The sequence below is a fragment of the Synechococcus sp. RS9902 genome (assembly GCF_014279635.1).
Taxonomy (GTDB): domain Bacteria; phylum Cyanobacteriota; class Cyanobacteriia; order PCC-6307; family Cyanobiaceae; genus Parasynechococcus.
The window spans coordinates 1-21,931 of sequence record NZ_CP047949.1 but is presented as its reverse complement, the minus strand read 5'-3'; the positions used below and the strand labels follow the sequence as shown (position 1 = coordinate 21,931).

The following is a 21,931-nucleotide window of genomic DNA, read 5'->3' as shown; positions in this document are numbered from 1 at the left end:
GCTGGAAAGCCGCAAGCTGCTCAGCGACGCCCTCCCGGACGTCAGCCCGGATCAATGGCGGGCACTGCAGGCCATGCCGATCGCCATCGGTGCTGACCACCTGGACATCGCAATCCCCAGCCAGTGGCGAGACCAGGAATGGCAACAACTGAACGATCAGCTGCCGGAGCAACACCGCACGATCCGCCTACACCCCGCCATCGAAGCGGATCTGCAGCGGGCCTTGGCCACAGAAACAGACCAGCCAACGACGGAACCAAACCCGCCAGCCGCAGAACACTCGAGCAACCCTGCTCCGGCAGAGACAGCAAGCACTCTCGATCTGAATGCTGAGTCCTTTCTCCACGACTTCAGCCCCGATGAGGTGCTGGAGAGCGAGGAAGACAGCGACGCCCAACTGGCTCGGGATGCCCTTGACCTTGAGACCAGCCTCAATGATGCGGAGGCCTCGCCCGTGGTGACGCTGGTGGACAGGATCCTGCTGCAGGCCATGTCAGTGGGAGCCAGTGACATCCATGTGGAGCCACAGCAGAAGGGGTTGCGTCTGCGTTTCCGCCAGGACGGTGTGCTCCAGCAATACGTGGAGCCGCTGCCCAGTCGCTTCGGTGAAAAGGTCTGTCTTCGCCTGCTGGACAGTGGAGCGACCCAACTGGGGCTGGACAAGCTGATCGACGATCCCGATGCCCTGGCCCTGGTGCGGAAGCTGGGGTCCAAACCCTTTGGAATGATCCTGGTCACAGGACCAACGGGCTCCGGAAAGTCGACCACCCTCTATTCACTTCTCGCCGAGCGCAACGATCCGGGCATCAACATCTCCACGGTGGAGGACCCGATCGAATACACCCTGCCGGGCATCACCCAGTGCCAGGTGAACCGTGACAAGGGCTTCGATTTCGCCACGGCACTGCGGGCCTTCATGCGCCAGGACCCTGACGTTCTGCTGGTGGGAGAAACCCGTGATGACGTTCGCGGGGATCTTCGAAGATCTGGGCGCCGAGCTGCCGGCCTTCACCAGGCTGCTCGTTGATCTGAGCGCCCTGCTGCGTTCCTCGGCCTCGCTTTATGCAGTCGGAGTGATCCTGCTGGCGATTTGGATGTTGAACCGGTTCTACGCCACCCACAACGGTCATCGAACGATCGACCGCCTGATGCTGAAGCTGCCACTGTTCGGCGAACTGATCCTGATGACAGCGACAGCTCAGTTCTGCCGGATCTTCAGTTCGCTCACGCGAGCCGGTGTGCCGATCCTGATGTCAATGGAGATCTCGAGCGAAACCGCCGGCAACGCGATCATTTCCGATGCCATCCTTGCCTCGCGGGGCATGGTTCAGGAGGGGGTGCTCCTGAGCAATGCGCTGATCCGTCAGAAGGTGCTGCCCGACATGGCCCTGAACATGCTGGCCATTGGCGAGGAAACCGGTGAGATGGACAAAATGCTCAGCAAGGTGGCGGACTTCTACGAAGACGAAGTCGGCGCCATGGTCAAAGCGCTCACCTCGATGCTCGAGCCCGCGATGATTGTGGTGGTGGGCGGAATCGTGGGATCCATCCTGCTGGCGATGTACCTGCCGATGTTCACCGTGTTTGATCAGATCCAGTGAGCACTGCAGCGATGGCCTGGCCCGCCAGCCAACCACCGCTCCAGCAAGCCTGAAAGTTGAAACCGCCGGTCACCCCATCCACATCCAGCAGTTCACCCGCCAGGTAAAGACCGGGACAGCGGCGGCTCTCCATCGTGGCCAGGTTGACCTCCCCCAAGGCGACACCGCCGGCGGTGACGAACTCCTCCCCAAAGGGTCCACGTCCCTGGATCGGCACACTCTGCGCACAGAGCAGCTCCACCAATCGACGCTCCGCCTTGATCGGCAGATCCGCCCAACGGCGCTCTGGCTCCACCCCAGCCATGGTCAAAAAGGCTTGCCACAACCGCCGCGGCAGATGTTCGAAGGGCTTCGCGGCTGCAAGGGTTCGCCGGGCCTGCTCCTGTCGCCATTGCTGAAACCGCTCGGTCAGCCCCGACCGTCCCAAGCCTGCGCTCCAATCCAACTTCAGCTCACCCCTGTAGCGGTTCTGATGCAGGGCCCTGGCTGCAAAGGCTGAGAGGCGCAACGTGGCGGGTCCACTCAGACCACGGTGGGTGATCAGGACCCGCCCGATCTGGCGGAAGCGCTGATCGCCCAGCTTGAGATCAAGACCCACATCGTCGATGGCAATGCCACTGCAGGCCGACAGGGCCGGTGCCTGCAGGGCAAGGCTGAACAGCGATGGCACCGGCGGCACCACCTGGTGGCCGAGGGCTGCCGCCAGGTTTCGGCCACTGGGATGCCCACCCGTGGCCAGCATCAAGCAGCCCCCATGCAAAGGCTCGAGGCCGCGGCCCTCGAGCACAAACCCCCCCTCGGGGTGAACGCGCACCTGCTGGACCATCGCCTTCGTGCGCAGCTGGACACCCGACGCCCTTGCCGCCTTCTGCAGGCACTGAATCACGGCCTCAGAACGGTTCTGCTGCGGAAACATCCGTCCATCGGGTTCCTCCACCAGCGTGAGCCCATGCTCGTCAAACCAGGCGATCGCATCGCCGCAGGCGAAGCGACTGAAGGGCCCCCGCAGGGGTCGACTGCCACGGGGGTAATGGGTCGCCAGTTCACTGGGGTCCCAGCAGGCATGGGTCACATTGCAGCGACCGCCACCACTGATCCGCACCTTCTGGAGAGGCTCAGGGGTGCCTTCCAGCATCAGCACCCGCCGAACCCCCTGCTCAGCTGCAGTGATAGCCGCCATGTACCCGGCAGGACCACCGCCAACAACAATCAGATCAAGCGGGCTGGAAGCGGAGGGCGACACCGTTGTTGCAGTAGCGCTTGCCGGTGGGTCGCGGTCCGTCATTGAACACGTGGCCCTGGTGCCCACCACAACGGCTGCAGTGGTATTCCGTACGCGGCAGGATCAATTTGAAATCTACTTTCGTGGCGATGGCTCCATCCAGGGGCTGCCAGAAGCTGGGCCAGCCGGTGCCGCTGTCGAATTTGGCCTCCGACGAAAACAAGGCTGCATCACAACCAGCGCAGTGATACATGCCGGAACGCTTCTCCCCATTGAGCGGACTGGTGAACGGGCGCTCCGTTCCCTCATTGCGCAACACGTCATAGGCCTGGGGAGACAACCGCTCACGCCACTGGTCAGCCTTGAGATCCCAGGAGGGATCGCCAGCTTTAGATGCGGCCAGCACAGGCTGAGGTCTCCAGAGACTGCCAAACACCCCTGCTATTGCCGCCAACAGCAACGATCGACGGGACAGAACGGCGGCACTCAAGCTCATCGGTGCTGAAGCGGGAATCTCGGGCGGTTCTAATGGATTGATGACTGCCTCCGGATCCACCGCTGCCTACCGCTTCAGTGTGGCCCCGATGCTGGATTGCACCGACCGCCACTTCCGGGTGCTGATGCGGCAGATCAGCCGCAGGTCCCTGCTCTACAGCGAAATGGTGGTGGCCCAGGCGCTGCACCACAGCAAGCGACGCAACAAGCTGCTGGACTTCGATCCTGTGGAGCATCCCATCGCCCTGCAGGTGGGGGGGGACGACCCAGCCCTGCTGGCCGAAGCGGCACAACTGGCGCAGGACTGGGGCTACGACGAGATCAACCTCAATGTGGGTTGCCCCAGCCAGAAGGTGCAGGCCGGAAATTTCGGAGCCTGCCTGATGGCGGAACCGGATCTGGTTGCCCGCTGCGTGGAAGCCATGGTGGACGCAGGGGGACTCCCCGTGACCGTGAAGCATCGGATCGGCATTGACGATCTCGACAGCGATGCGCTGCTGACGAACTTCGTGGATCGGGTGGCGCTGGCAGGGGCCAGCCGCTTCGCTGTTCATGCCCGTAAGGCCTGGCTGGAGGGCCTTGATCCCAAGCAGAACCGGACGATTCCTCCGCTGCAGCATGAGCGCGTAGTGGCGCTGAAGCAACGCCGCCCCGACCTGGTGATTGAACTCAACGGGGGGCTGGAATCCCCTGAAGACTGCCTTCAGGCACTGGAAGGATGCGATGGCGCCATGGTGGGCCGAGCGGCCTACAGCCATCCCCTGCGCTGGACCAGCGTCGATGCCCTCATTTTTGGAGAGGAATCACGCCAGATCCTGGCGTCAGACGTTGTGAACGGACTGCTTCCCCATGCGGCCGCTCATCTGGAGCGAGGAGGACGAATCTGGGACCTCTGCCGTCACCTGGTGCAACTCGTGGAAGGCGTCCGGGGTGCACGGCACTGGCGCCGGGAGCTGGGGGAGAAAGCCCAGCGCCCCGGGGCCGATCTGGATGTGCTGCTCAATGCCGGGCAGCAGCTCAAGGACGCAGGGCTCTGATCAACGGCTGAGGTCAGCCCTCAGCTCCGCCGTAACCGGAATAGTCATCGCCACCGCCACTGGACGATCCACGGCGACGACGGCTGCGCCCTTCGTCGTAGGCATTGCCCTCCCCAGCGTTATCGCGGGCGCCATAGCTGCGGTCTTCCCAGCCCCGTGCACCGGAAGGACGATCACCGCCGCCGCCACCGCCATAGCCGCCACCGCCATAGCCGCCACCGCCATAGCCGCCACCACCACCGCGATAACCGCCACCGCCACCACCGCCGCCGTAGCCACCACCGCCGCCACCGCCATAACCGCCGCCACCACGACGGGGGGCGCTGCCGCGGGGCTCCGCTTTGTTGATCCGCAGAGGACGGCCCATCAGTTCGGCACCCTGCAGCCCCTCAATCGCTGCCTCTTCGGTGGACTCATCGGCCATCTCAATGAAGGCAAAACCACGCTTGCGGCCTGTATCCCGCTCGAGGGGCAGCGCGCAGTTGGTCACTTCACCGAACTGGGCAAACAGTTCGATCACATCTTCCTGCTCAGCGCGGAAGGGAAGGTTGCCGACAAAAATGCTCACGTTTTGCGTGGACCGGGTACGAAACAGTGGACCGATGAGGCCTTGAACATTGCCATCGGGCCATGACTCCGGAACGAAGTGACATACCTCTGGCTGATTAAGCGTAGACCCGGTTATGGGTGAGAGTCATCCCACCGGCTGAGTTCCGTTGAAACGCTGTAACCAGCGCTGAAGCTGTTCATCAACACGCTCAAATCCTGTCCCCCCTTCACTGCGACGGGCGGCCACAACAGCACGGGGAGCCAAGGCGTCGTGCAGATCCGCCTCAAAGGCCGGGTGGAGTTCCTTCCAGGCACTCAGATCAAGGTCCCGCAACAGACATCCCTGCTCCAGACAGCGCCGGACGACAGCGCCGACCAATTGATAAGCCTCGCGAAATGGAACACCGCGAGACACCAGATAGTCGGCAACATCCGTTGCGTTGGAGAAATCCTGCTCCACCGCTTCATTGAGGCGCTCGACCCTGAAATCAAGGCCTTCCTCAAACAAAATCGCCATCGCCTCAACACAATCACGGGTTGTGCGGAAGGCATCAAACAGCGCCTCCTTGTCTTCCTGAAAATCCTTGTTGTACGCCAGAGGAAGACCCTTGATCATGGTCAGCAATCCCTGGAGATGTCCGAAGACCCGTCCGGTCTTGCCCCGAACCAACTCAGGCACATCGGGATTCTTCTTCTGGGGCATCAGGCTGCTGCCCGTGGCACAGCGGTCACTGAGCCGCACGAAGCCGAATTCCTCGGATGCCCAGGCGATCACCTCTTCCGCCAGACGGCTGAGGTGCACCATCACCAAGGAGGCGGCAGCGGAGAACTCAACGCAGAAATCGCGATCACTGACCGCATCGAGGCTGTTGGCATAAACCGCTGAAAAACCGAGCTCCTTCGCGGTGCGCTGGCGATCAATCGGAACCGGCGTACCCGCCAGGGCGGCAGCGCCAAGCGGGCAGATGTTCACGCGTTTGCGCACATCCTGAAGTCGCTCACGGTCGCGCTCCAGCATCTCGACATAGGCGAGCAGGTGATGGGCGAGACAGAGCGGCTGGGCCCGCTGCAGGTGGGTGTACCCAGGAATCATGGTGCGGCGATGGCGATCCGCCTGGGTCAACAACGCCCCCTGCAACCGCTGCAGATCCTGATCCAGGCCATCCAGCCGTCGCCGCAGCCAGAGGCGGAGGTCAGTCCCAACCTGATCGTTGCGGCTGCGTCCGGTGTGCAACTTCTTGCCCACGGGACCGAGCAGGGCAATCAGCCGGCGTTCCACGGCGAAATGAACGTCCTCATCTGCCAGGCCGGGCTGGAAACTGCCGGATGCCGCCTCAGCACGAACGGTCTCAAGACCCTCCACCAGCTGCTCAGCCTCCGCTTCCGTGATCACTCCCACGCTGGCGAGCATCCGGGCATGGGCGATCGAAGCATCAAGATCCTCCTGAAGAAGGGTCAGGTCAAAACCGATGGAGGCGTTGAACGCCTCGATGAAGGGATGCAGACCCTGCTCAAAACGATCGCTCCAGGTGCCTGCTGCACCACCGGTCACCCCACCAGCCATCATTCATCCGTCGATTTCTTCAGCTTGTCAGGCGATGGACCGTCCCTGCACACTCGGCAGCGTGACCGCCTCCGGAACTTTCAGCACCACAAGCGACGCGTCGTCCTCCAGCTGACGATCCGGACCAACAAAACGGTCCAAGCGTTCAAACAGGCTTTCAAGAATTCCCTGCGCTCCCTGACCACTGCGACAGGCCGTTTCAAGGGCACGAATCAGCCGCGCTTCGTCGAAACGATCGCCCGTTATCCCCGGTGCTTCGGTGACGCCATCGGTGTAGTAGAGCAACACGTCTCCCGGTTCAAGGCGAATCTCGCCAAGTGCGAACTCAGCTTCGGGTTGGAGACCGATCAGCAGCCCAGCCGCATCGAGCCGCATGATCACCCGTCGCTCGGCACGCCAAAGCAGGGGCGGGTTGTGGGCCGCATTGGCATAACGCAGCCGCAGCGTGCGCGGATCCAGGTCGGAATAAAACAGCGTCACAAACCGGTGCGACTGCGCCAGGTCTTCCTGCGCCAGGTGGTTGAGGTCGTGAAGAATCCGATCCGGTGGCAGACCGCTTAGAACCTCCGCGCGCAGCATTCCGCGCAGCATCGTCATCAGCAAACCAGCGGGCACGCCCTTGCCCATGACATCACCCATCACAAGGGCCCAGCGACCCCGCTCACGGCGTCGACCGATGAGTTCCGGACGGGTGGGGATGAAGTCGTAGTAGTCACCGCCCACCTGAAACGCAGGCCGACAGCGCGCGGCCAGATCAACGCCCTCGATCACGGGGCAACGGTCCGGCAACAACTGGGCCTGAATCTCTGCACCGATGCTGAGTTGTCGATCCACCCGCTCATGCCGGCGGGCGTCCTGCAGCATCTGATCATTTTCGATAGCAACGCCAGCAAGATCCGCCACCAACTGAACGTGCCGACGGTGCACCTCGGTCCAGACCAACGCGCCGTTACGGGCGTACACGTAAAGGCGGCCCCGCGTCCGACCACGAGCCGTCACAGACGTGGCAAACAAAGCCGCTTTGGGAAGGCAGCGTTGCACCAGCCGGTCGAGCGCCAGCAGCTGCTGATCGTCGCTGCCGAAGCCCACGGCAGAGCCGGGTTCAAAGGCTGCCAAACGCCGCAGCAGATCCTGGGACGGCTCAGCTGGAGTCCCCTGCAGCTGATCACGCCAGAGGCGACCATCCGACTGAAACGGAACAAGCAAGGCCCCCTCAACACCCACCAGACGCGAGGCCACCACAGGCACAAGCTCAAGAAAGCGCTGGAGGTTGGTGAAGCTGCGGAGGGCAAACCCCAGGGAGACCAACAGATCCTGATTGCGGCGCTGTTCGCTGCTGAGGCTGTCAAACAGCTGACGCAACGAGGCCATCGCCTCGGGCGAGGGGTTCCCGGTCCGCTGCGCTGAGCTGGGATGACGTCCGGGCGGCTTGCTGCTCAACCTCGCACCCCCAGGGTCCGCAAGGTAGCAACGCTTCAGCGTCCAGCCAGCAGAGCCTCAACGAATTCAAAACTGTTGAAGGGGCGCAAATCGCGAATCCCTTCCCCAGCGCCGATGAAACGAATCGGCAATCCAGCCTCAGACGACACCGCCAGCGCGACTCCGCCACGGGCCGTGCCATCGAGTTTGGTGATCACAACGCCGGTAAGACCTGCCGCCTGGGCAAAGGCCATGGCCTGGCGAAGCCCGTTCTGACCCTGGCTGGCATCAAGAACCAGCAGGGATTCAACCTTCGCCTCCGGCGCCAAACGATCGATGATCTTTCTGACTTTTTGGAGTTCCTCCATCAGGTTGTGCTTGGTCTGCAAGCGTCCGGCGGTGTCCACCAACAACAGATCAGACTTGCGCGAGCGAGCGGCACCAATCGCGTCGAAGACAACGGCAGCGGGATCGGCGTTGCTGCTGGGGTTGGACACCACTGGAACATCACTGCGCTCTCCCCAGACCTCAACCTGCTGGACAGCTGCAGCCCGGAAGGTGTCGGCGGCCGCGATCAGAGCTGAATAGCCGCTGCGAACAGCAAGGTTGGCAAGTTTTCCAAGCGTGGTGGTCTTACCAACCCCATTCACCCCCACCATCAACCAGATGTTGAGGCGATCCCGTTCGGGCGCCAGAAGGGGAACACCACTGGCCTGGATCGGGGCATCCAACAGGCCACGCAGTTGTTCCTTGAGGAAGCGAATCCCCTCCGCAGGATCGACCACCTCCTCATTCATCCGCTGTCGCAAGGCATCCAGCACCTGATCGGTGGCCTGGACGCCGGCATCAGCCCGGAGCAACAGGGTTTCGAGATCGTCGAGAACCTCCGGCGTCAGCGGATCATCACCGAGATTCTCCAGAAGGCTGGTGACAAACCCCTGACGGGTCTTTTCAAGGCCGCGGCGCAGCCGACCCAACCAATCGATTTCCTCAAGGGAAACCTGATCGACGCGACGGCCCTGGGCCGCAAGCACTTCGGCAGACCAGGTGAAATCCTGATCAAAGTCACCCAACTGCGGCTCTTCTGAGTCGACAGCTGGCGCAGGGGTGGGAGCCGGCGTGGGTGCAGGGGGAACCTCGAGAGCCCGTTCATCCAGATCCTGCTGACGCTGCTGGCGTTGAGCCGCGGCCTGCTCCAGCAGCGACAGTCCGGGGGCTGGCGCTGGAGTCGGCGTGGGATTTGGTGGCTGACTCGGGAGCGGGGACGGCGTTGGTAACGGTGCCGGTCCTGGAGTTGGGGTTGGTGAAGGTGTAGGCGCTGGTTCTGGACTGGGCGCAGGGGTGGGCTGGAGGGCCGCTTCGGCGACAGAGGCCGCGGCCTGTTGTTGAGCCTTCAGCCGGGCATAGGCCTCACGGGCCCAAATCAGAGCCTCATCCTCTTCCTCACTGGCTGCAGGAGCTGGAGTCGGCTCCGGCGCCGCTGAAACGGGGGCATCAGTCCCACCAGCCATCGGTTCCGGCGTCGGCGCGGGGGTGGGCGTCGGCTCCGGCGTCGGTGACTCCTCAGCCTGTCGTTCGAACCAGTTGAACACCATCAGGCCGATGCTTTCGATTGAGCGTCATGGAAGCGACGCAACACACCATTGATCATCCGGCGACCCTGCTCATCGCTGTAACGGTTGGCCAGCTCAACCGCCTCGTTGAACGCCACCGGAGCGGGAGTACGCAGGCTTTCCAGGTCAACGACAGCCAACCGGAGGATGTCTCGATCGATCCGCGGAAGCCGGGTCAGTCTCCAGCCCTCCATCACCTGATCCAACCGTTTGTCGATGCCCTCGCGCTGGGTGAGCACCTTCTGAACCCGCTCCATGGCGCCGCGGCGAATCTGCTCCTGGTCGCCAAGCAGCAACAGCCGAGGCAACTCAAGGCTGGCTGACAAACCATTCAGCACCTGTTCAGCGGAACTCAAAGAGGCGCGCAGATGGATGCGGACGGTGTCATGGGTTCCTGGTTCGCCCTGCTGTAGCTCGCTGTCCAGCAGAGACTGCTGTGCTTGATCGAGCTCGGCAGCACTGGCATCAAGCGACTCACGCCAGTGCTGGGTGAGGGTGTCGAGGGCTTGGTCCAGGATCGAATCAAGGGCCAGATCAGCAACTGAGGCTGACTTCTGTTCCGGCACTTGACCAAGCACCAGCAAGGCCAGCTCGCGTGTAAGGGATCGTGTGGCCATGACTCAGCTGGAAGGAGATGCAGAAGCCCGTAACTGGGCCATGAGGCTGGAGAAACTCCGATTCACTGGAGCTTCACGATCATCGGGGTTGACGATGCCGGCCGAAATGATCGTTCGGAACGCTTCTTCAACGCTGATCTCAAGCTCTCGGACGGATCCAGCTGGAACAAGGGTGTACCAACCGGTGGTGGGATTCGGAGCGGTGGGAATGAACACACTCAACAGAGGCTCCTTCAGATCGGATTGCAGGGAAGGCCCCACCTCCCCGGTGACAAAACCAACGCTGAACAATCCCTCCCGTGGGTACTCAACGAGAACAACACGACGGAAGCGAGAGGAGTTGTCGCGGAAAAAGGTCTCAAGCAGCTGCTTCAGCGTCTTGTAGACCGATCCAGCCAGGGGAATCCGGCTCAAGGTGCCTTCACCGAACTCCAACAGCCAGCGACCCACGATGTTTCGGGCCATCAGGCCGATCAGAAGGATGCCCATCAGAGGCACCGTGAGACCGAGAGCCAGATTGATCAGATCCTGAAGCAGTGGATTCAGGGTGATGAACGGATTGAATTGCTTCGGTATCGAGGTCAGAAACGCAAGAACAAAGCGACTGACGATCGTTGACAGCCAAATTGTTGTCGCCAGCGGGATGACCACCAGCAACCCTGCAATCAGGTCGTTTTTCAGATCCTGCCGAAGCCTTGCGGACAGCGGCAGATCAGGTCTGGGATTGGACTGGACCAAGGAGCTACTGCGCCCAGCTTTGAGTGAAGTCTGACCAACCTAACCAGCGGTCAGAGCACTGCCGTGAACGCAAGGAGCGCAAACGCAATCGCAAGAACCACAGCCGTGATGGTTCCACCGATGAACCGCTGCTGGGATTCACGGGCCTGGCCGGTCTCAACGGTCTTGAGTTGGGCTTCCATCTGGGCGATCTGATCGTCAACCATCTTTTGTGCCGCCCGCAACTTGTCGTCCTCGGTGGCATCGGCAGCGAGTTGACCGGCCTGGGCCAGCTGCTCACCAAGGGAGGTGACTTGCGCTGCATCGGCTCGGAAGGCTCGAGCATCCTTCAGCGCTTCGCGGCCCTGATCCAGATTGCGCTGACGGGCCACGTCACCCGCACCCCCATCCAGGGAAATGGGCACGGCAATCACCATGCCGAGGGCCAACAGCGCTGAAAGGACGGCGATCAGCAGACGCAAAGGAGTGCGCTGCTGATGGGGGTGATCCAGCCGTGATCCGATCAGGCAGATCAACAAACCGGCAAATCCCAGAGGAGCAAGGGCCACCAGCGGTCCGGTGACCTGCGGGCGTGGAGCATCCGCACCCCAGTCGACACCGACAAGAACAGCCAGCATCTGCAGGACGAGGATCACCACGAGGGTCAAACCAAGCCAGCGCAGCAAGGGAGCAAGCCGTCCTGTCTCAGTGCCGGTCACAGAGAAGATGCTGATAAGCGCCCAACCTTAAGGTCGATGCAAGGGCATGTCACCGATCAGCAAACTCGTTTAAGCGAGGCTCTGAAGCGCCGCGCCGCTGAGGAAGGGTTCAATCCCGTTGGCATTGCCAGAATCCCGGGAAGTCCTCGGCTGCAGCTGCGCACCAAAGCTCTGCAGCGCTGGTTAGACCATGGTCATCAAGCTGACATGGCCTGGATGGCCGCCCCCCGTCGGCGAGACCCCAGGCTGCTGTTGGACGGAGCCAAGAGCCTTCTCGCCGTTGGCCTCAACTATTACGTCGACGCTGAATCCTCCCCCGGCTCCCTCAAAGTCGCCCGCTACGGCTGGGGGCGTGACTATCACCGGGTTGTGGATCAACGGCTGCGACGGATCGGTCGCTGGCTTTCGGAACAACGGCCCGACTGCGGTTGGCGCGCCTGTGTTGACGCCACACCGCTGCTGGACAAGGCCTGGGCTGAGGAAGCCGGCCTGGGCTGGATCGGCAAGCACAGCAACCTGATTCACCCCGAACGGGGCTCCTGGATGGTGATCGGCCATCTGCTGACAACGGAGCCCTTGAATGCCGACCCACCAGCCCGCAGCCTCTGTGGACGCTGCAGCGCCTGCATCGATGCCTGCCCCACGCATGCGATCCGTGAACCTTTTGTGGTGGATGCAAGACGTTGCCTGGCCTTTCACACGATCGAAAACCGTGGGGACGACTTACCGGAAAACATTCGCGCCGCCCTTGGACCGTGGGTGGCGGGCTGTGACATCTGCCAGGACGTCTGCCCCTGGAACCACCGAAGCCTGCCCCAAAGCAGTGATCCCGAGGTGCAGCCACGCCCATGGCTGCTGAATCTGCAGAAGGAGCAGATCCAGAGCTGGGACGACAGCGTCTGGGACCAAAACCTGCGGGGATCGGCGTTGCGACGGATCAAACCCTGGATGTGGCGTCGCAACGCCGCTGCAGCACAACCGGATCCCACACCTACGCTTTAGCGACTCCACCCTCGCTCCAGTGCTGCGTCGAATTGGCTTGCGTCGAACGCTGGCGGCTGCACTGGTCGTTCTGGGGGGTTGGTTCGGCGCCCCAGCAGCCAACGCCCTGATCCCCTACGTCTATCTGCCCACCGAAGCGGAACTCAAGGGCTCATCAATCGGCATCGGTCGGACTGCTGCACAGCTGCTTCAGCTGGGGCAAGCCAAGGACGCAGCACGACTGGCGGCTCTGGCGGTGCGGCTCAACCCCAATGACGAACGGTTCTGGTCGATCCTTGCGGAGGCTCAACTGCGCAACAACGACCTCAAGGACGCAAGCCGATCTCTGGCCCGGGCCAAGCAGCTGAATCCTGAAAAAGCCGGCCTGTGGTTCGCCGAAGCAGCGATCGCCCTGCGGGCGGAGCGACCGGACGATGCCGTTCCCTTGATTACCCGCGGACTCCAATTAGATCCGAACAACGCTTCGGCCTATTTCGACCTCGGCAACGCCAGGATCATGCAGGGCGAACTCCCTCTGGCCCTGAAGTCGTTCGAACAAGCCACGGCCCTGAAGCCGGAGTTCTGGGAAGCCCTGAACAACCAGGCCCTGGTGCTTTTTGAGATGGGCCAGCGGCAGGAAGCCGTGCGGCGTTGGCGCCGGGTGTTGAAGCTGGAGTCCAACGCAGAACCGATGCTGGCCCTGGCCGCAGCGCTGCATCAACAGGGTGAGAAGACCGAGGCGATCCAGCTGGCATCCACAGCATTGGCCAAGAACCCCAACTACGTTCTGCCCCTGCATCAAGCCGAACAGCTTTGGGGTGTGCGCATCCGTGAAGCGACGGCAGAATTGCTGAGCGAGCCGCAGCTCACCAACAGCGTGGAGCGAGCCCAAGCCAACGCAACGTGGAAGAAAAGCCAGTGATCATCTGTAGGCTGAGCGCCTTCCGGTCGGAGAGCGACAGACCGAATGGCTGAGGAGCGCGTTGAACCGATCGCCCTGCATCAGGAGATGCAGCGCTCCTATCTCGAATACGCGATGAGCGTGATCGTGGGTCGGGCGTTGCCCGATGCCCGTGATGGTCTCAAACCCGTCCAGCGGCGGATTCTGTACGCCATGCAGGAACTGGGGCTCACCCCAGACCGCCCCTATCGGAAATGCGCGAGGGTTGTCGGTGACGTCCTCGGCAAATACCACCCCCACGGTGATCAGGCCGTTTACGACGCCTTGGTGCGGCTTGTTCAGAGCTTCTCCAGCCGTCATCCACTGCTCGACGGCCATGGCAATTTCGGCTCGGTGGACGACGACCCACCGGCGGCCATGCGGTACACCGAAACCCGCCTGGCGCCGATCTCTCACCAGGCGATGCTGGAGGAGATCGGTGAGGACACGGTTGATTTCGCACCGAACTTCGATGGGTCCCAACAGGAACCCACCGTTCTTCCGGCTCAGCTTCCCTTCCTGCTGCTGAACGGCTGCTCCGGCATCGCCGTTGGCATGGCCACCAGCATTCCTCCGCACAACCTCGGAGAGGTGGTGGATGGCCTGATCGCCCTGATCCGCAAGCCGGAGCTGAGTGACGAAAAACTGCTGGAGCTGATCCCAGGGCCCGACTTCCCCACAGGCGGTGAAGTGCTGATCAGCTCAGGCCTGCGGGACACCTACCTGCATGGACGCGGCAGCATCCCGATGCGTGGCGTGGCCCACACCGAAGAGGTGCAACCGGGCAAAGGGCGCCACAAACGCAATGCCGTGGTCGTCACCGAACTGCCGTACCAGCTCAGCAAGGCCGGCTGGATCGAAAAACTGGCGGAGTCCGTCAACGACGGAAAAATCGGCGGAATTGCAGACATCCGCGATGAAAGCGATCGCGAAGGCATGCGTGTGGTGGTGGAGCTGCGTCGCGATGCAGATCCCGAGAAGGTGCTGAAGGATCTGCAACGGCGAACGGCACTGCAGAGCAATTTCGGAGCCATCCTTCTCGCCTTGGTGGATGGACAACCCCAGCAACTGTCGCTGCGCCAACTGCTGCAGACCTTCCTCGATTTCAGGGAACTGACCCTGATCCGGCGCACCAGCCATGCCCTGCGCAAGACCGAAGACCGGCTTGAGGTGGTGGAAGGACTGATCACAGCCCTGAACAGTCTTCAGGCTGTGATCGCCATGATTCAGGAGGCGAATGACGCCGCCTCAGCCCGCGCCAGCCTGATGGTGCGTCTCGACCTCAGCGAACGGCAGGCGGATGCGGTGTTGGCCATGCCCCTGAGGCGCCTGACCGGACTCGAGCAGGAAAGCCTGCGCCAGGAGCTGGATGAGCTTCGAGCGGAACGTCAACGCCTGAAGTTGCTCCTGGACAACCGGGATCAGCTGCTGGACGCGATGGTGACAGAGCTCAAGGCGTTGAAAAAACGCTTCAGCACTCCGCGGCGAACCCGCCTGGTGGAGGGCGGTGATGCCCTGATGGCCGAACGGGCAGCCAGCCAACGGCCGAACACAGAACTGCTGCGTCAGCAGGCCCTGGCTGCGCTGCCCGGAGATGGACGGGTGCTGATCCAGGCCGATGGCCAAGTGAAGATCGTCACCCCCCAGGTGCTGGGCCGACTGCACCTCAATGATCCATGCCCCATTGGTGATGCACCATCTCCGGCACGGGTGATCCTTCCGATCGAGCCACCACCACGACTGTTGGCGGTGAGTGCGGGGGGACGCATCGCCCAGGTGCGCTGGGAATTTGCTGGACAGCAACCCGGCCCGATTGACCGATTCCTGCCCACGGGACTCGACGGGGACCCCATCGTTTCGCTGCTGTCGCTGCCCAGCCAGAACATCGACGACCTGAGTCTGGGCTTGCTCAGCAGCGATGGACGCTTCAAGCGGCTCCCCCTCAGCGAAGTGGTGGACCTTTCCGGTCGGGCCACCAGCGTTCTCAAGTTGAAAGAGGGAGTCGAGCTCAACAGTGCAGTGATCTGCCGCGATCAAGGAACGCTGATGCTGATCAGCGACATCGGTCGCCTTCTACGACTGCGAGTTACTGAAGATTCACTTCCGTTGATGGGTCGATTGGCACAGGGACCCATGACCATGCGATTGCTCCCCGGGGAACAGATCGTTGGAGCCGTCTGCACGGAACAGACCCCACTGATGCTGATCACCAGGCAGGGAGTAATCATGCGAATCGACTGCTCAGGCCTGCGCTACAACCAGCGAGGCGATCTCGGCAGCATGGCGGTGCAGATTGATGCGGAATCTGATCGTCTGGTGGGCATCAGCACCGGACCAGGTCTTGTGGGTGTGCGTACCAGCAAGGATCGTCACGGGCGCCTAGATGCGGACAACATCAACGTCTCAAAACCCGGAGACAAACCCACGGAACAGGCGTCTCTTCAAAAGGGAGAGACCATCGTTGATGTGATCAACGTCATTCAACCGAATCCCTAAGCCCCGATCAGGAGCGGCAATTCTGCTCCAACCACTGGAAATAATCTTCGTCGATTCCACCGGTCACATAGTGACCATCAAAACAAGACATCTCGAGATCCTTGATCTCAGTGTTCTCAACAATGCTTTCCAGCAGATTCTCAACGGTCTGATACACAACATGATCAGCCCCAAGAACATCTGAGATCTGCTCACTTGTTCGGCCGTGGGCAAGGAGCTCAGCCCGGGTTGGCATGTTGATCCCATAAACATTGGGATAGCGAACCGGGGGAGCAGCCGACGTGAACGTCACCTTGTTGGCACCAGCGCTGCGCGCCATCTGAACAATCTCGCGGGACGTTGTGCCACGAACAATCGAATCGTCCACAATCAAGACATTCTTTCCGACAAATTCAGTACCAAGAGCGTTGAGTTTCTGCCGAACTGATTTCTTGCGTTCCGCTTGACCCGGCATAATGAAGGTGCGACCGACATAACGGTTCTTGTAGAAACCTTCGCGATAATCAAGGCCCAATTGCTTGGCCACCTGCATCGCAGAAGGCCTTGCTGAATCAGGAATCGGCATCACAACATCGATATCACCAGCCGGCAACGTTTCGGCAATGGTTTGAGCCAGGCGATCACCCATGCGCAGCCGGGACTCATACACCGAAATGCCGTTCATGACGGAATCCGGCCGCGCCAAATACACGTACTCAAATGCGCAGGGAATCAATCGTGGAGATTCCGCACACTGACGCTGGTGCAAGTTCGAATCAACGTCAATGAACACTGCTTCTCCAGGGTCAACATCACGAACGATCTCGTAACCGCTGTTTTCAATCACCAGGGATTCACTGGCGACAATCCACTCCTCACGACCTTGGTCAGACAACCGCCTGCCGAGAATCAGGGGACGAATTCCGTAGGGATCCCGGAAGGCCAGCATTCCGTGGCCCGCAATCAAAGCGATCGCCGCATAGGAGCCCTGAACGCGGTGATGGAGTGACGCCACCGCATCAAACAACTGATCCGGTGTCAGATCACGACCTGTGAGTTGGGATTGAATCTCCGTGGCCAACACATTGACCAGCATCTCCGTATCGCTGGTGGAATTGGTGTGACGACGATCAATCTTGAACAGATCCTGCTCAAGCTGAAGGGTGTTTGTGAGATTGCCGTTGTGAACGAAAGTGATGCCATAGGGGGCATTCACATAGAACGGCTGAACTTCCTCTTCTGACGCAGCAGCTCCACGGGTGGCATAACGAACGTGACCGATCCCGGCATTGCCCAGCAGCTTTCGCATGTCTCTTGTGCGAAAGGCTTCACGCACACGTCCCCTTTGTTTGTGCACATGGAAGGTGTGATTGTCCATCGTGACAATCCCTGCCGAGTCCTGACCACGGTGCTGAAGCAGAAGCAGATTGTCGTAGATCTGTTGGTTGACTGAGTCAACACAGAACATTCCGATAATGCCGCACATGATGAATCCGAAGTCAGAGAGATAAGGAAGAGAAACGACCGTCAGGCAACGCCTGACTCAATCACTCCGAATGCATCCGTCGGGGCAACGCATCACGGAAAACAGCAGCACAGCGTTGCACCTCAAGATCAAGCTGAACGGCTGATTCGGATCGGATCACCAATCGAGGCTCCGCAGTCACGCTGCCCAGCTGGGTGACGCAAAGCTCTGGCTTGGATCCGATCAACTGCTCCCATGCAGGGAGGGATGCTGCATTCACCGACACAATCACCCGGCTGCCACCTTCGGCGAACAGAACCCGCTCCAGGCGCGCTGAGCCTGTGGACAAGGTCACGCTGATGCCCAGATCAGAAGCGATGCAGGATTCGGCCAACGCCACGGCCAAGCCGCCATCACTGCAATCGTGGGCCGAGGCCAACAAACCTTGAGCAATGGCCTCACGCACCAAATGCCCCACCGCTGCTTCGAGGGCAAGATCGGGCTTGGGCGGTCGTCCGGCCAAGGAGCCAAGGGTCTGCTGCTGATAGGCACTGCCGGCCAAACCAAGGCTGGGATCGGCACCATCCTCCGGGGGGACACCGATGAGGAAGATCGCATCGCCGGGCTGTTGCCAGGCCAAGCCAGTCACACGGCTGATGTCATCCACACCACCAACCATCCCGATCACCGGCGTGGGGTGGATCGGTTGCATCGTGCCGTCGTCCTGTTTGGTCTCGTTGTAGAGCGAGACATTGCCTCCAGTGACGGGAGTGTTGAGGGCACGGCAGGCATCGGAGATCCCGCGGCAGGCCATGGCCAGCTGCCAGAAGCCCTTGGGTGTTTCCGGTGACGGGAAATTGAGGTTGTCGGTTACCGCCAGGGGCTCCGCCCCCACACAACTCAGGTTGCGTGCCGCTTCTGCAACGGCCGCCTGAGCGCCGCGTTCGGGATCCAGGGCAACCCAACGGTTGGGGCAGTCCACCGTGGCAGCAACACCACGATTGGATGCGGCCATGGATCCATCGCCTTGCTGAGGTCTCAACCGCACCACGGCGGCATCAGCGGCTCCAGACGAGACCACCGTGTTGGCCAGCACCTGCTGGTCGTACTGACGGTGAACCCACTGCTTGCTCGCAATGGTGGGGTCATCCAGAAGCTGAAGCAGCGCTGCCGCTGCATCACTCAGCTCCGGAAGCTCCTGCTCGGTCCAGCTCCAGAGCTCCTGAAGGTCTGCCGGGGGCTCCTGCAACAGGGCATGTTTTTCGATTGGAGTGTCATCGGCAAGAGCCGTGGCCGGCACCTCAGCGGCGACGGCACCGTGATGCAACACCCGCACAATCGGTTCCTGGAGGACCTTGCCCACAACCGCCGCCTGCAGGCCCCAGCGACGGAAGCGCTGCATTAAGGCGTCCTCCCGGCCGGCCTTCACCACGAACAACATCCGTTCCTGGGATTCCGACAACAGGAACTCGTAAGCCGTCATCCCGGTTTCACGGGCCGGAACACGGTCCAGATCCAGTTCCACCCCCAGGCCCCCTTTGGCAGCCATTTCCGAACAGCTGCAGGTGAGACCAGCGGCGCCCATGTCCTGAGCAGCCACCACATCACCACTGGCGAAGGCCTCAAGGCAGGCTTCGATCAGCCCTTTCTCCAAAAACGGATCGCCCACTTGCACAGCGGGGCGATCATCCAAGGAATCGGTACTGAGCTCAGCACTGGCAAAGCTGGCTCCCCCCATACCGTCCCGACCGGTAGTGCTGCCCACGTACACCACAGGATTGCCGACGCCGATCGCACCGGATTTGACGATCTCCTCGGTCTCCATCAGGCCAAGGGCCATGGCATTCACCAGCGGATTGCCGGAATAGGAAGGATCAAAAGCCACCTCGCCACCCACCGTCGGCACCCCAACGCAGTTGCCGTAATGGGCAATGCCGGCCACAACGCCTTCCATCAGGCCAACGTTGGCGGGATCCTCAAGTGGGCCGAAGCGCAGAGCGTTCAGCAGCGCGATCGGACGGGCCCCCATCGTGAAGATGTCACGCAGGATGCCGCCCACCCCTGTGGCCGCCCCCTGAAAGGGTTCGACGGCGGAGGGGTGGTTGTGGCTTTCGATCTTGAAGGCCAACCGGTGGCCCCCACCGAGATCCACCACACCAGCGTTTTCGCCGGGTCCAACAAGGATGCGTGGTCCCTCCGTGGGGAAACCACTCAGCAGAGGCCGGGAATTGCGATAACAGCAGTGTTCGGACCACATCACCCCGAACATGCCCAGTTCGGCTCGATTCGGCTCGCGGCCGAGACGCCGACAGATCTCATCCCAGTCAGTGGGCTTGAGCCCTTCCTGCTTCAGGGCTGCAGCTATGTCGTACGCAGGGGAGGAAACCACGAATCGCGGAGCACCTCCCCCCAGTGTTGCCGACCGCCTGTCAGACCCAGGGATCTTCGTCCTCGCGGCGGCGACGAGAGGGGGGCTCATCCCAGCTTTCGTCGTCCCAGACTTCAGGTCCAGACACCTCTCTTGGTTGATCCTCGTCGTCGGATCTGAAGCGCACGCTTTCCGATCGCAACTCATCGATGGGCGAGTCGTCCAACCAACCCTCCAGGCGATCGCTGGCCCGATCACCCATGGAACGCAACTGGTCCCGCCAGTGTTGGGTGCGTTGGAGCAGATCGTGCCGAACGCTGGCGCGGGCCATAGGCAGATCGTCCAATCCCATCAGGCCGGTTTGGATCTGACCCGGTTGTTGATCAAGGATGCGATCGGGAGCCAAACGCCATCGGGAACTCCCCGGCAACCGCGGGTCGCTGCGGGCGATCAGGTAGTGAAGAATCGCGCCATCGGCAGGTCGAAAATCAAGGTCCACAACGCTGCCGATCCGCTCACCGTCACGATCCAGCAAGGCTGCATCCATCAGCGTGGGCAAGCGCTCCAGAGTCACCTGATCGGTGACCGCCGGCTCGCCACGCACAAACACCTGTTGATCGCTCAAACCACAACACTGGTTCAAACGCCAGACATCCCGTGACATGCGCAGGGCTGATGGACGGCTGACCCAGCCCAGAAGACGATGCACCGGCGGATGCATCCAGGCCATGACCCCAGGCCCGTGATCCAGACCCAGATCACAACGAACCGTATGACTCAGAAGATCACTGAGGAGCAGCTGATCCGGTAGCGACACATCAGGAACGAATCTGAACAGGCATCACCAGATAGGTGAAGGCTTCGGACGCTTCCTCGGAACGGAGCACAGCCGGCGTGGTGGGCGCGTTGCAGTGCAGAACAATCCGATCAGAGCCCATGGCTTTCAGGCCATCCAGCAGATAGCGAACATTGAAGGCGATCTGCATGGCGTCACCCTCCAAATTGGAGGGAAGCGATTCAGAGCCACTGCCCACATCCTGCGCATCGGCACTGATCTGAACAACACCGTCCTCGGGCTGACTGCTGAATTTCACAACATTGTTGTGTTGATCAGCGAGAACAGCAATCCGCTCCAAAGCAGCGATCAGGGCGCGACGGTCCATTCCAAAGGTGCGGGTGAAACCGTCGGGGATCAGCTGGCCGTAATTGGGATAGGTGCCTTCCAAGGTGCGGCTGGTGACCATTTGATCGGCCGCAAGAAACACCACCTGGCCGCGATCACAGAACAAACTGACCGGTTCATCGGACCGCCAAGACGCCATCAGCCGCTCCACCTCCCGAAGTGAGCGCGATGGAAGAGTCACGGCGAACCCCTCGTCGTCCACCGCATCGGTCACGGCCGCATCCTGCAGGGCATCCTCAACATTGAGCACGGCAAGGCGGTGACCATCGGTGGCAGCCGCTTCCAGAGCTCGCTGGTTGAATTTGAGATGCACGCCGGTGAGCAGTTGCTTCGCTTCATCAGCACTGCTGGCAAACAGAGTGCCTTTGAGGGCCTGCACCAACCGTTCAGGTTGCAGCTTGAGCGTCATGCCGCTCTCCACCATCGGAAGATCGGGATAGTCGTCAGCGCTCATGCCGCGCATCTGGTAGCTACCGCTGAGGCTGGTGAGCTGAACCTGCTCACCAGAATCGTCTACGGCGAGGGTGACCGGAGAATCGCTGGACAAGCGCGACACGATCTCTCCCAGCAGCCGGGCCGGCAGTGTGATGGCGCCGCTGGTTTCCACACTGGCGGCGAGGGACGTCTGAATTCCCAGGCTTAGGTCAAAACCGGTCAGGCTGAGGCGGTTGCTGCCGGCATCGGCGGTGAGCAAGACATTGGCCAAAACCGGGTGCGTGGGGCGTGTGGCGACTGCACGGCTCACCAATTGCAGAGCGCTATTCAGTTCGGACTGTGAACAGACCACCTTCATCGTCCTGAAGACCTGAGCGCGCTGAGGTGTCCCACGGTTTCACAGGCTGAGGGGAAGTGCAATGGCCAACGGTTCGGGAGCCTCTGTTCGGCTGTTTGGTTCTTATGGATTTAAAAAATAAAAAACAAAAATAGTCGTCGTAGGGCCTGGGGAAAAGGGGAAAAGGAGCTCAG

The 21,931-nt window shown here is 61.3% G+C and carries 17 protein-coding genes and 2 pseudogenes; 6 read left to right on the top strand and 13 right to left on the bottom strand.

All coding sequences use genetic code 11. The annotated features are described in order from the left end of the window. Window positions 1–73: 73 nt before the first annotated feature. Together SynRS9902_RS00095 and SynRS9902_RS00090 are read left to right on the top strand one after the other, a co-directional pair. A pseudogene (locus tag SynRS9902_RS00095) lies at window positions 74–961 on the top strand (GspE/PulE family protein); the annotation flags it as partial. Beyond that, window positions 957–1,601, top strand: a pseudogene (locus tag SynRS9902_RS00090) (type II secretion system F family protein); the annotation flags it as partial. The pseudogenes SynRS9902_RS00095 and SynRS9902_RS00090, both read left to right, overlap by 5 nt. Here SynRS9902_RS00090 and SynRS9902_RS00085 read toward each other — a convergent pair. Together SynRS9902_RS00085 and msrB are read right to left on the bottom strand one after the other, a co-directional pair. Beyond that, window positions 1,576–2,844: an NAD(P)/FAD-dependent oxidoreductase gene (locus SynRS9902_RS00085; protein ID WP_186509521.1), complete on the bottom strand. Its 1,269-nt coding sequence runs from the start codon at window positions 2,842–2,844 to the stop codon at window positions 1,576–1,578. The pseudogene SynRS9902_RS00090 and the gene SynRS9902_RS00085 sit on opposite strands and share 26 nt — an antisense overlap. Further along, complete coding sequence (gene msrB / locus SynRS9902_RS00080; protein ID WP_186509520.1) at window positions 2,816–3,319, bottom strand: peptide-methionine (R)-S-oxide reductase MsrB; 504 nt, start codon at window positions 3,317–3,319, stop codon at window positions 2,816–2,818. The genes SynRS9902_RS00085 and msrB overlap by 29 nt, the downstream gene beginning before the upstream one ends. Before the next feature lie 40 nt (window positions 3,320–3,359). Here msrB and dusA point away from each other — a divergent pair, with 40 nt between their 5' ends. Then, window positions 3,360–4,355, top strand: coding sequence for a tRNA dihydrouridine(20/20a) synthase DusA (gene dusA, locus SynRS9902_RS00075; RefSeq protein WP_186509519.1), 996 nt, complete (start codon window positions 3,360–3,362; stop codon window positions 4,353–4,355). A gap of 13 nt (window positions 4,356–4,368) precedes the next feature. Here dusA and SynRS9902_RS00070 read toward each other — a convergent pair whose 3' ends face one another. The 7 genes from SynRS9902_RS00070 to SynRS9902_RS00040 all read right to left on the bottom strand — a co-directional run bounded on the left by SynRS9902_RS00070 (window position 4,369) and on the right by SynRS9902_RS00040 (window position 11,553). Then, window positions 4,369–4,923, bottom strand: a complete 555-nt coding sequence (locus SynRS9902_RS00070; RefSeq protein ID WP_186509518.1) for an RNA-binding protein — start codon at window positions 4,921–4,923, stop codon at window positions 4,369–4,371. Window positions 4,924–5,049: 126 nt separating this feature from the next. Beyond that, window positions 5,050–6,468 carry an argininosuccinate lyase gene (gene argH, locus SynRS9902_RS00065; RefSeq protein ID WP_186510456.1) on the bottom strand — a complete coding sequence of 473 codons (1,419 nt, stop codon included), beginning with the start codon at window positions 6,466–6,468 and terminating at the stop codon, window positions 5,050–5,052. Between the two features lie 27 nt (window positions 6,469–6,495). Next, window positions 6,496–7,908, bottom strand: a complete 1,413-nt coding sequence (locus SynRS9902_RS00060; RefSeq protein ID WP_186509517.1) for a PP2C family protein-serine/threonine phosphatase — start codon at window positions 7,906–7,908, stop codon at window positions 6,496–6,498. A 35-nt stretch (window positions 7,909–7,943) separates the two neighbouring features. Further along, window positions 7,944–9,482, bottom strand: coding sequence for a signal recognition particle-docking protein FtsY (gene ftsY / locus SynRS9902_RS00055; RefSeq protein WP_186509516.1), 1,539 nt, complete (start codon window positions 9,480–9,482; stop codon window positions 7,944–7,946). Next, a complete protein-coding gene (nusB, locus tag SynRS9902_RS00050) occupies window positions 9,482–10,117 on the bottom strand; it encodes a transcription antitermination factor NusB (protein WP_186509515.1) in 636 nt (211 codons plus the stop codon). Before nusB ends, ftsY begins: the two co-directional genes overlap by 1 nt. 3 nt (window positions 10,118–10,120) lie before the next feature. After that, on the bottom strand, window positions 10,121–10,855 hold the full coding sequence (locus SynRS9902_RS00045; protein WP_006849770.1) for a DUF502 domain-containing protein: 735 nt from the start codon (window positions 10,853–10,855) through the stop codon (window positions 10,121–10,123). 50 nt (window positions 10,856–10,905) lie between these two features. Further along, window positions 10,906–11,553, bottom strand: coding sequence for an HpsJ family protein (locus SynRS9902_RS00040; RefSeq protein ID WP_186509514.1), 648 nt, complete (start codon window positions 11,551–11,553; stop codon window positions 10,906–10,908). A gap of 36 nt (window positions 11,554–11,589) precedes the next feature. On the opposite strand from SynRS9902_RS00040, the gene queG reads away from it, so the two are divergent. Genes queG through SynRS9902_RS00025 form a run of 3 tightly spaced genes read left to right on the top strand, consistent with a single transcriptional unit; the run spans window position 11,590 to window position 15,970 of the window. Then, entirely contained in the window at window positions 11,590–12,555 is a 966-nt protein-coding gene (gene queG, locus SynRS9902_RS00035) for a tRNA epoxyqueuosine(34) reductase QueG (RefSeq protein ID WP_186509513.1), read from the top strand. Between the two features lie 19 nt (window positions 12,556–12,574). After that, window positions 12,575–13,456 carry a tetratricopeptide repeat protein gene (locus SynRS9902_RS00030; RefSeq protein ID WP_186509512.1) on the top strand — a complete coding sequence of 294 codons (882 nt, stop codon included), beginning with the start codon at window positions 12,575–12,577 and terminating at the stop codon, window positions 13,454–13,456. Window positions 13,457–13,501: 45 nt separating this feature from the next. After that, window positions 13,502–15,970 carry a DNA topoisomerase (ATP-hydrolyzing) subunit A gene (locus SynRS9902_RS00025; RefSeq protein ID WP_186509511.1) on the top strand — a complete coding sequence of 823 codons (2,469 nt, stop codon included), beginning with the start codon at window positions 13,502–13,504 and terminating at the stop codon, window positions 15,968–15,970. Window positions 15,971–15,977: 7 nt separating this feature from the next. On the opposite strand, the gene purF is transcribed toward SynRS9902_RS00025, so the two are convergent. The 4 genes from purF to dnaN form a co-directional block, all read right to left on the bottom strand. Continuing rightward, entirely contained in the window at window positions 15,978–17,435 is a 1,458-nt protein-coding gene (gene purF, locus SynRS9902_RS00020) for an amidophosphoribosyltransferase (protein WP_186509510.1), read from the bottom strand. Between the two features lie 61 nt (window positions 17,436–17,496). Continuing rightward, entirely contained in the window at window positions 17,497–19,803 is a 2,307-nt protein-coding gene (gene purL, locus SynRS9902_RS00015) for a phosphoribosylformylglycinamidine synthase subunit PurL (RefSeq protein WP_186509509.1), read from the bottom strand. A gap of 40 nt (window positions 19,804–19,843) precedes the next feature. Next, complete coding sequence (locus tag SynRS9902_RS00010; RefSeq protein ID WP_186509508.1) at window positions 19,844–20,599, bottom strand: RNA methyltransferase; 756 nt, start codon at window positions 20,597–20,599, stop codon at window positions 19,844–19,846. A 1-nt stretch (window position 20,600) separates the two neighbouring features. Then, entirely contained in the window at window positions 20,601–21,758 is a 1,158-nt protein-coding gene (gene dnaN / locus SynRS9902_RS00005) for a DNA polymerase III subunit beta (protein ID WP_186509507.1), read from the bottom strand. Window positions 21,759–21,931: the final 173 nt, after the last annotated feature.

Bases quoted from the DNA above. Each gene is read 5' to 3' on its own strand.
- purF (WP_186509510.1), bottom strand. From the start codon at position 17,435: ATGTGCGGCATTATCGGAATGTTCTGTGTTGACTCAGTCAACCAACAG.
- msrB (WP_186509520.1), bottom strand. From the start codon at position 3,319: ATGAGCTTGAGTGCCGCCGTTCTGTCCCGTCGATCGTTGCTGTTGGCG.
- SynRS9902_RS00025 (WP_186509511.1), top strand. From the start codon at position 13,502: ATGGCTGAGGAGCGCGTTGAACCGATCGCCCTGCATCAGGAGATGCAG.
- argH (WP_186510456.1), bottom strand. From the start codon at position 6,468: ATGGCTGGTGGGGTGACCGGTGGTGCAGCAGGCACCTGGAGCGATCGT.
- ftsY (WP_186509516.1), bottom strand. From the start codon at position 9,482: ATGGTGTTCAACTGGTTCGAACGACAGGCTGAGGAGTCACCGACGCCG.
- dnaN (WP_186509507.1), bottom strand. From the start codon at position 21,758: ATGAAGGTGGTCTGTTCACAGTCCGAACTGAATAGCGCTCTGCAATTG.
- queG (WP_186509513.1), top strand. From the start codon at position 11,590: ATGCAAGGGCATGTCACCGATCAGCAAACTCGTTTAAGCGAGGCTCTG.
- dusA (WP_186509519.1), top strand. From the start codon at position 3,360: ATGACTGCCTCCGGATCCACCGCTGCCTACCGCTTCAGTGTGGCCCCG.
- nusB (WP_186509515.1), bottom strand. From the start codon at position 10,117: ATGGCCACACGATCCCTTACACGCGAGCTGGCCTTGCTGGTGCTTGGT.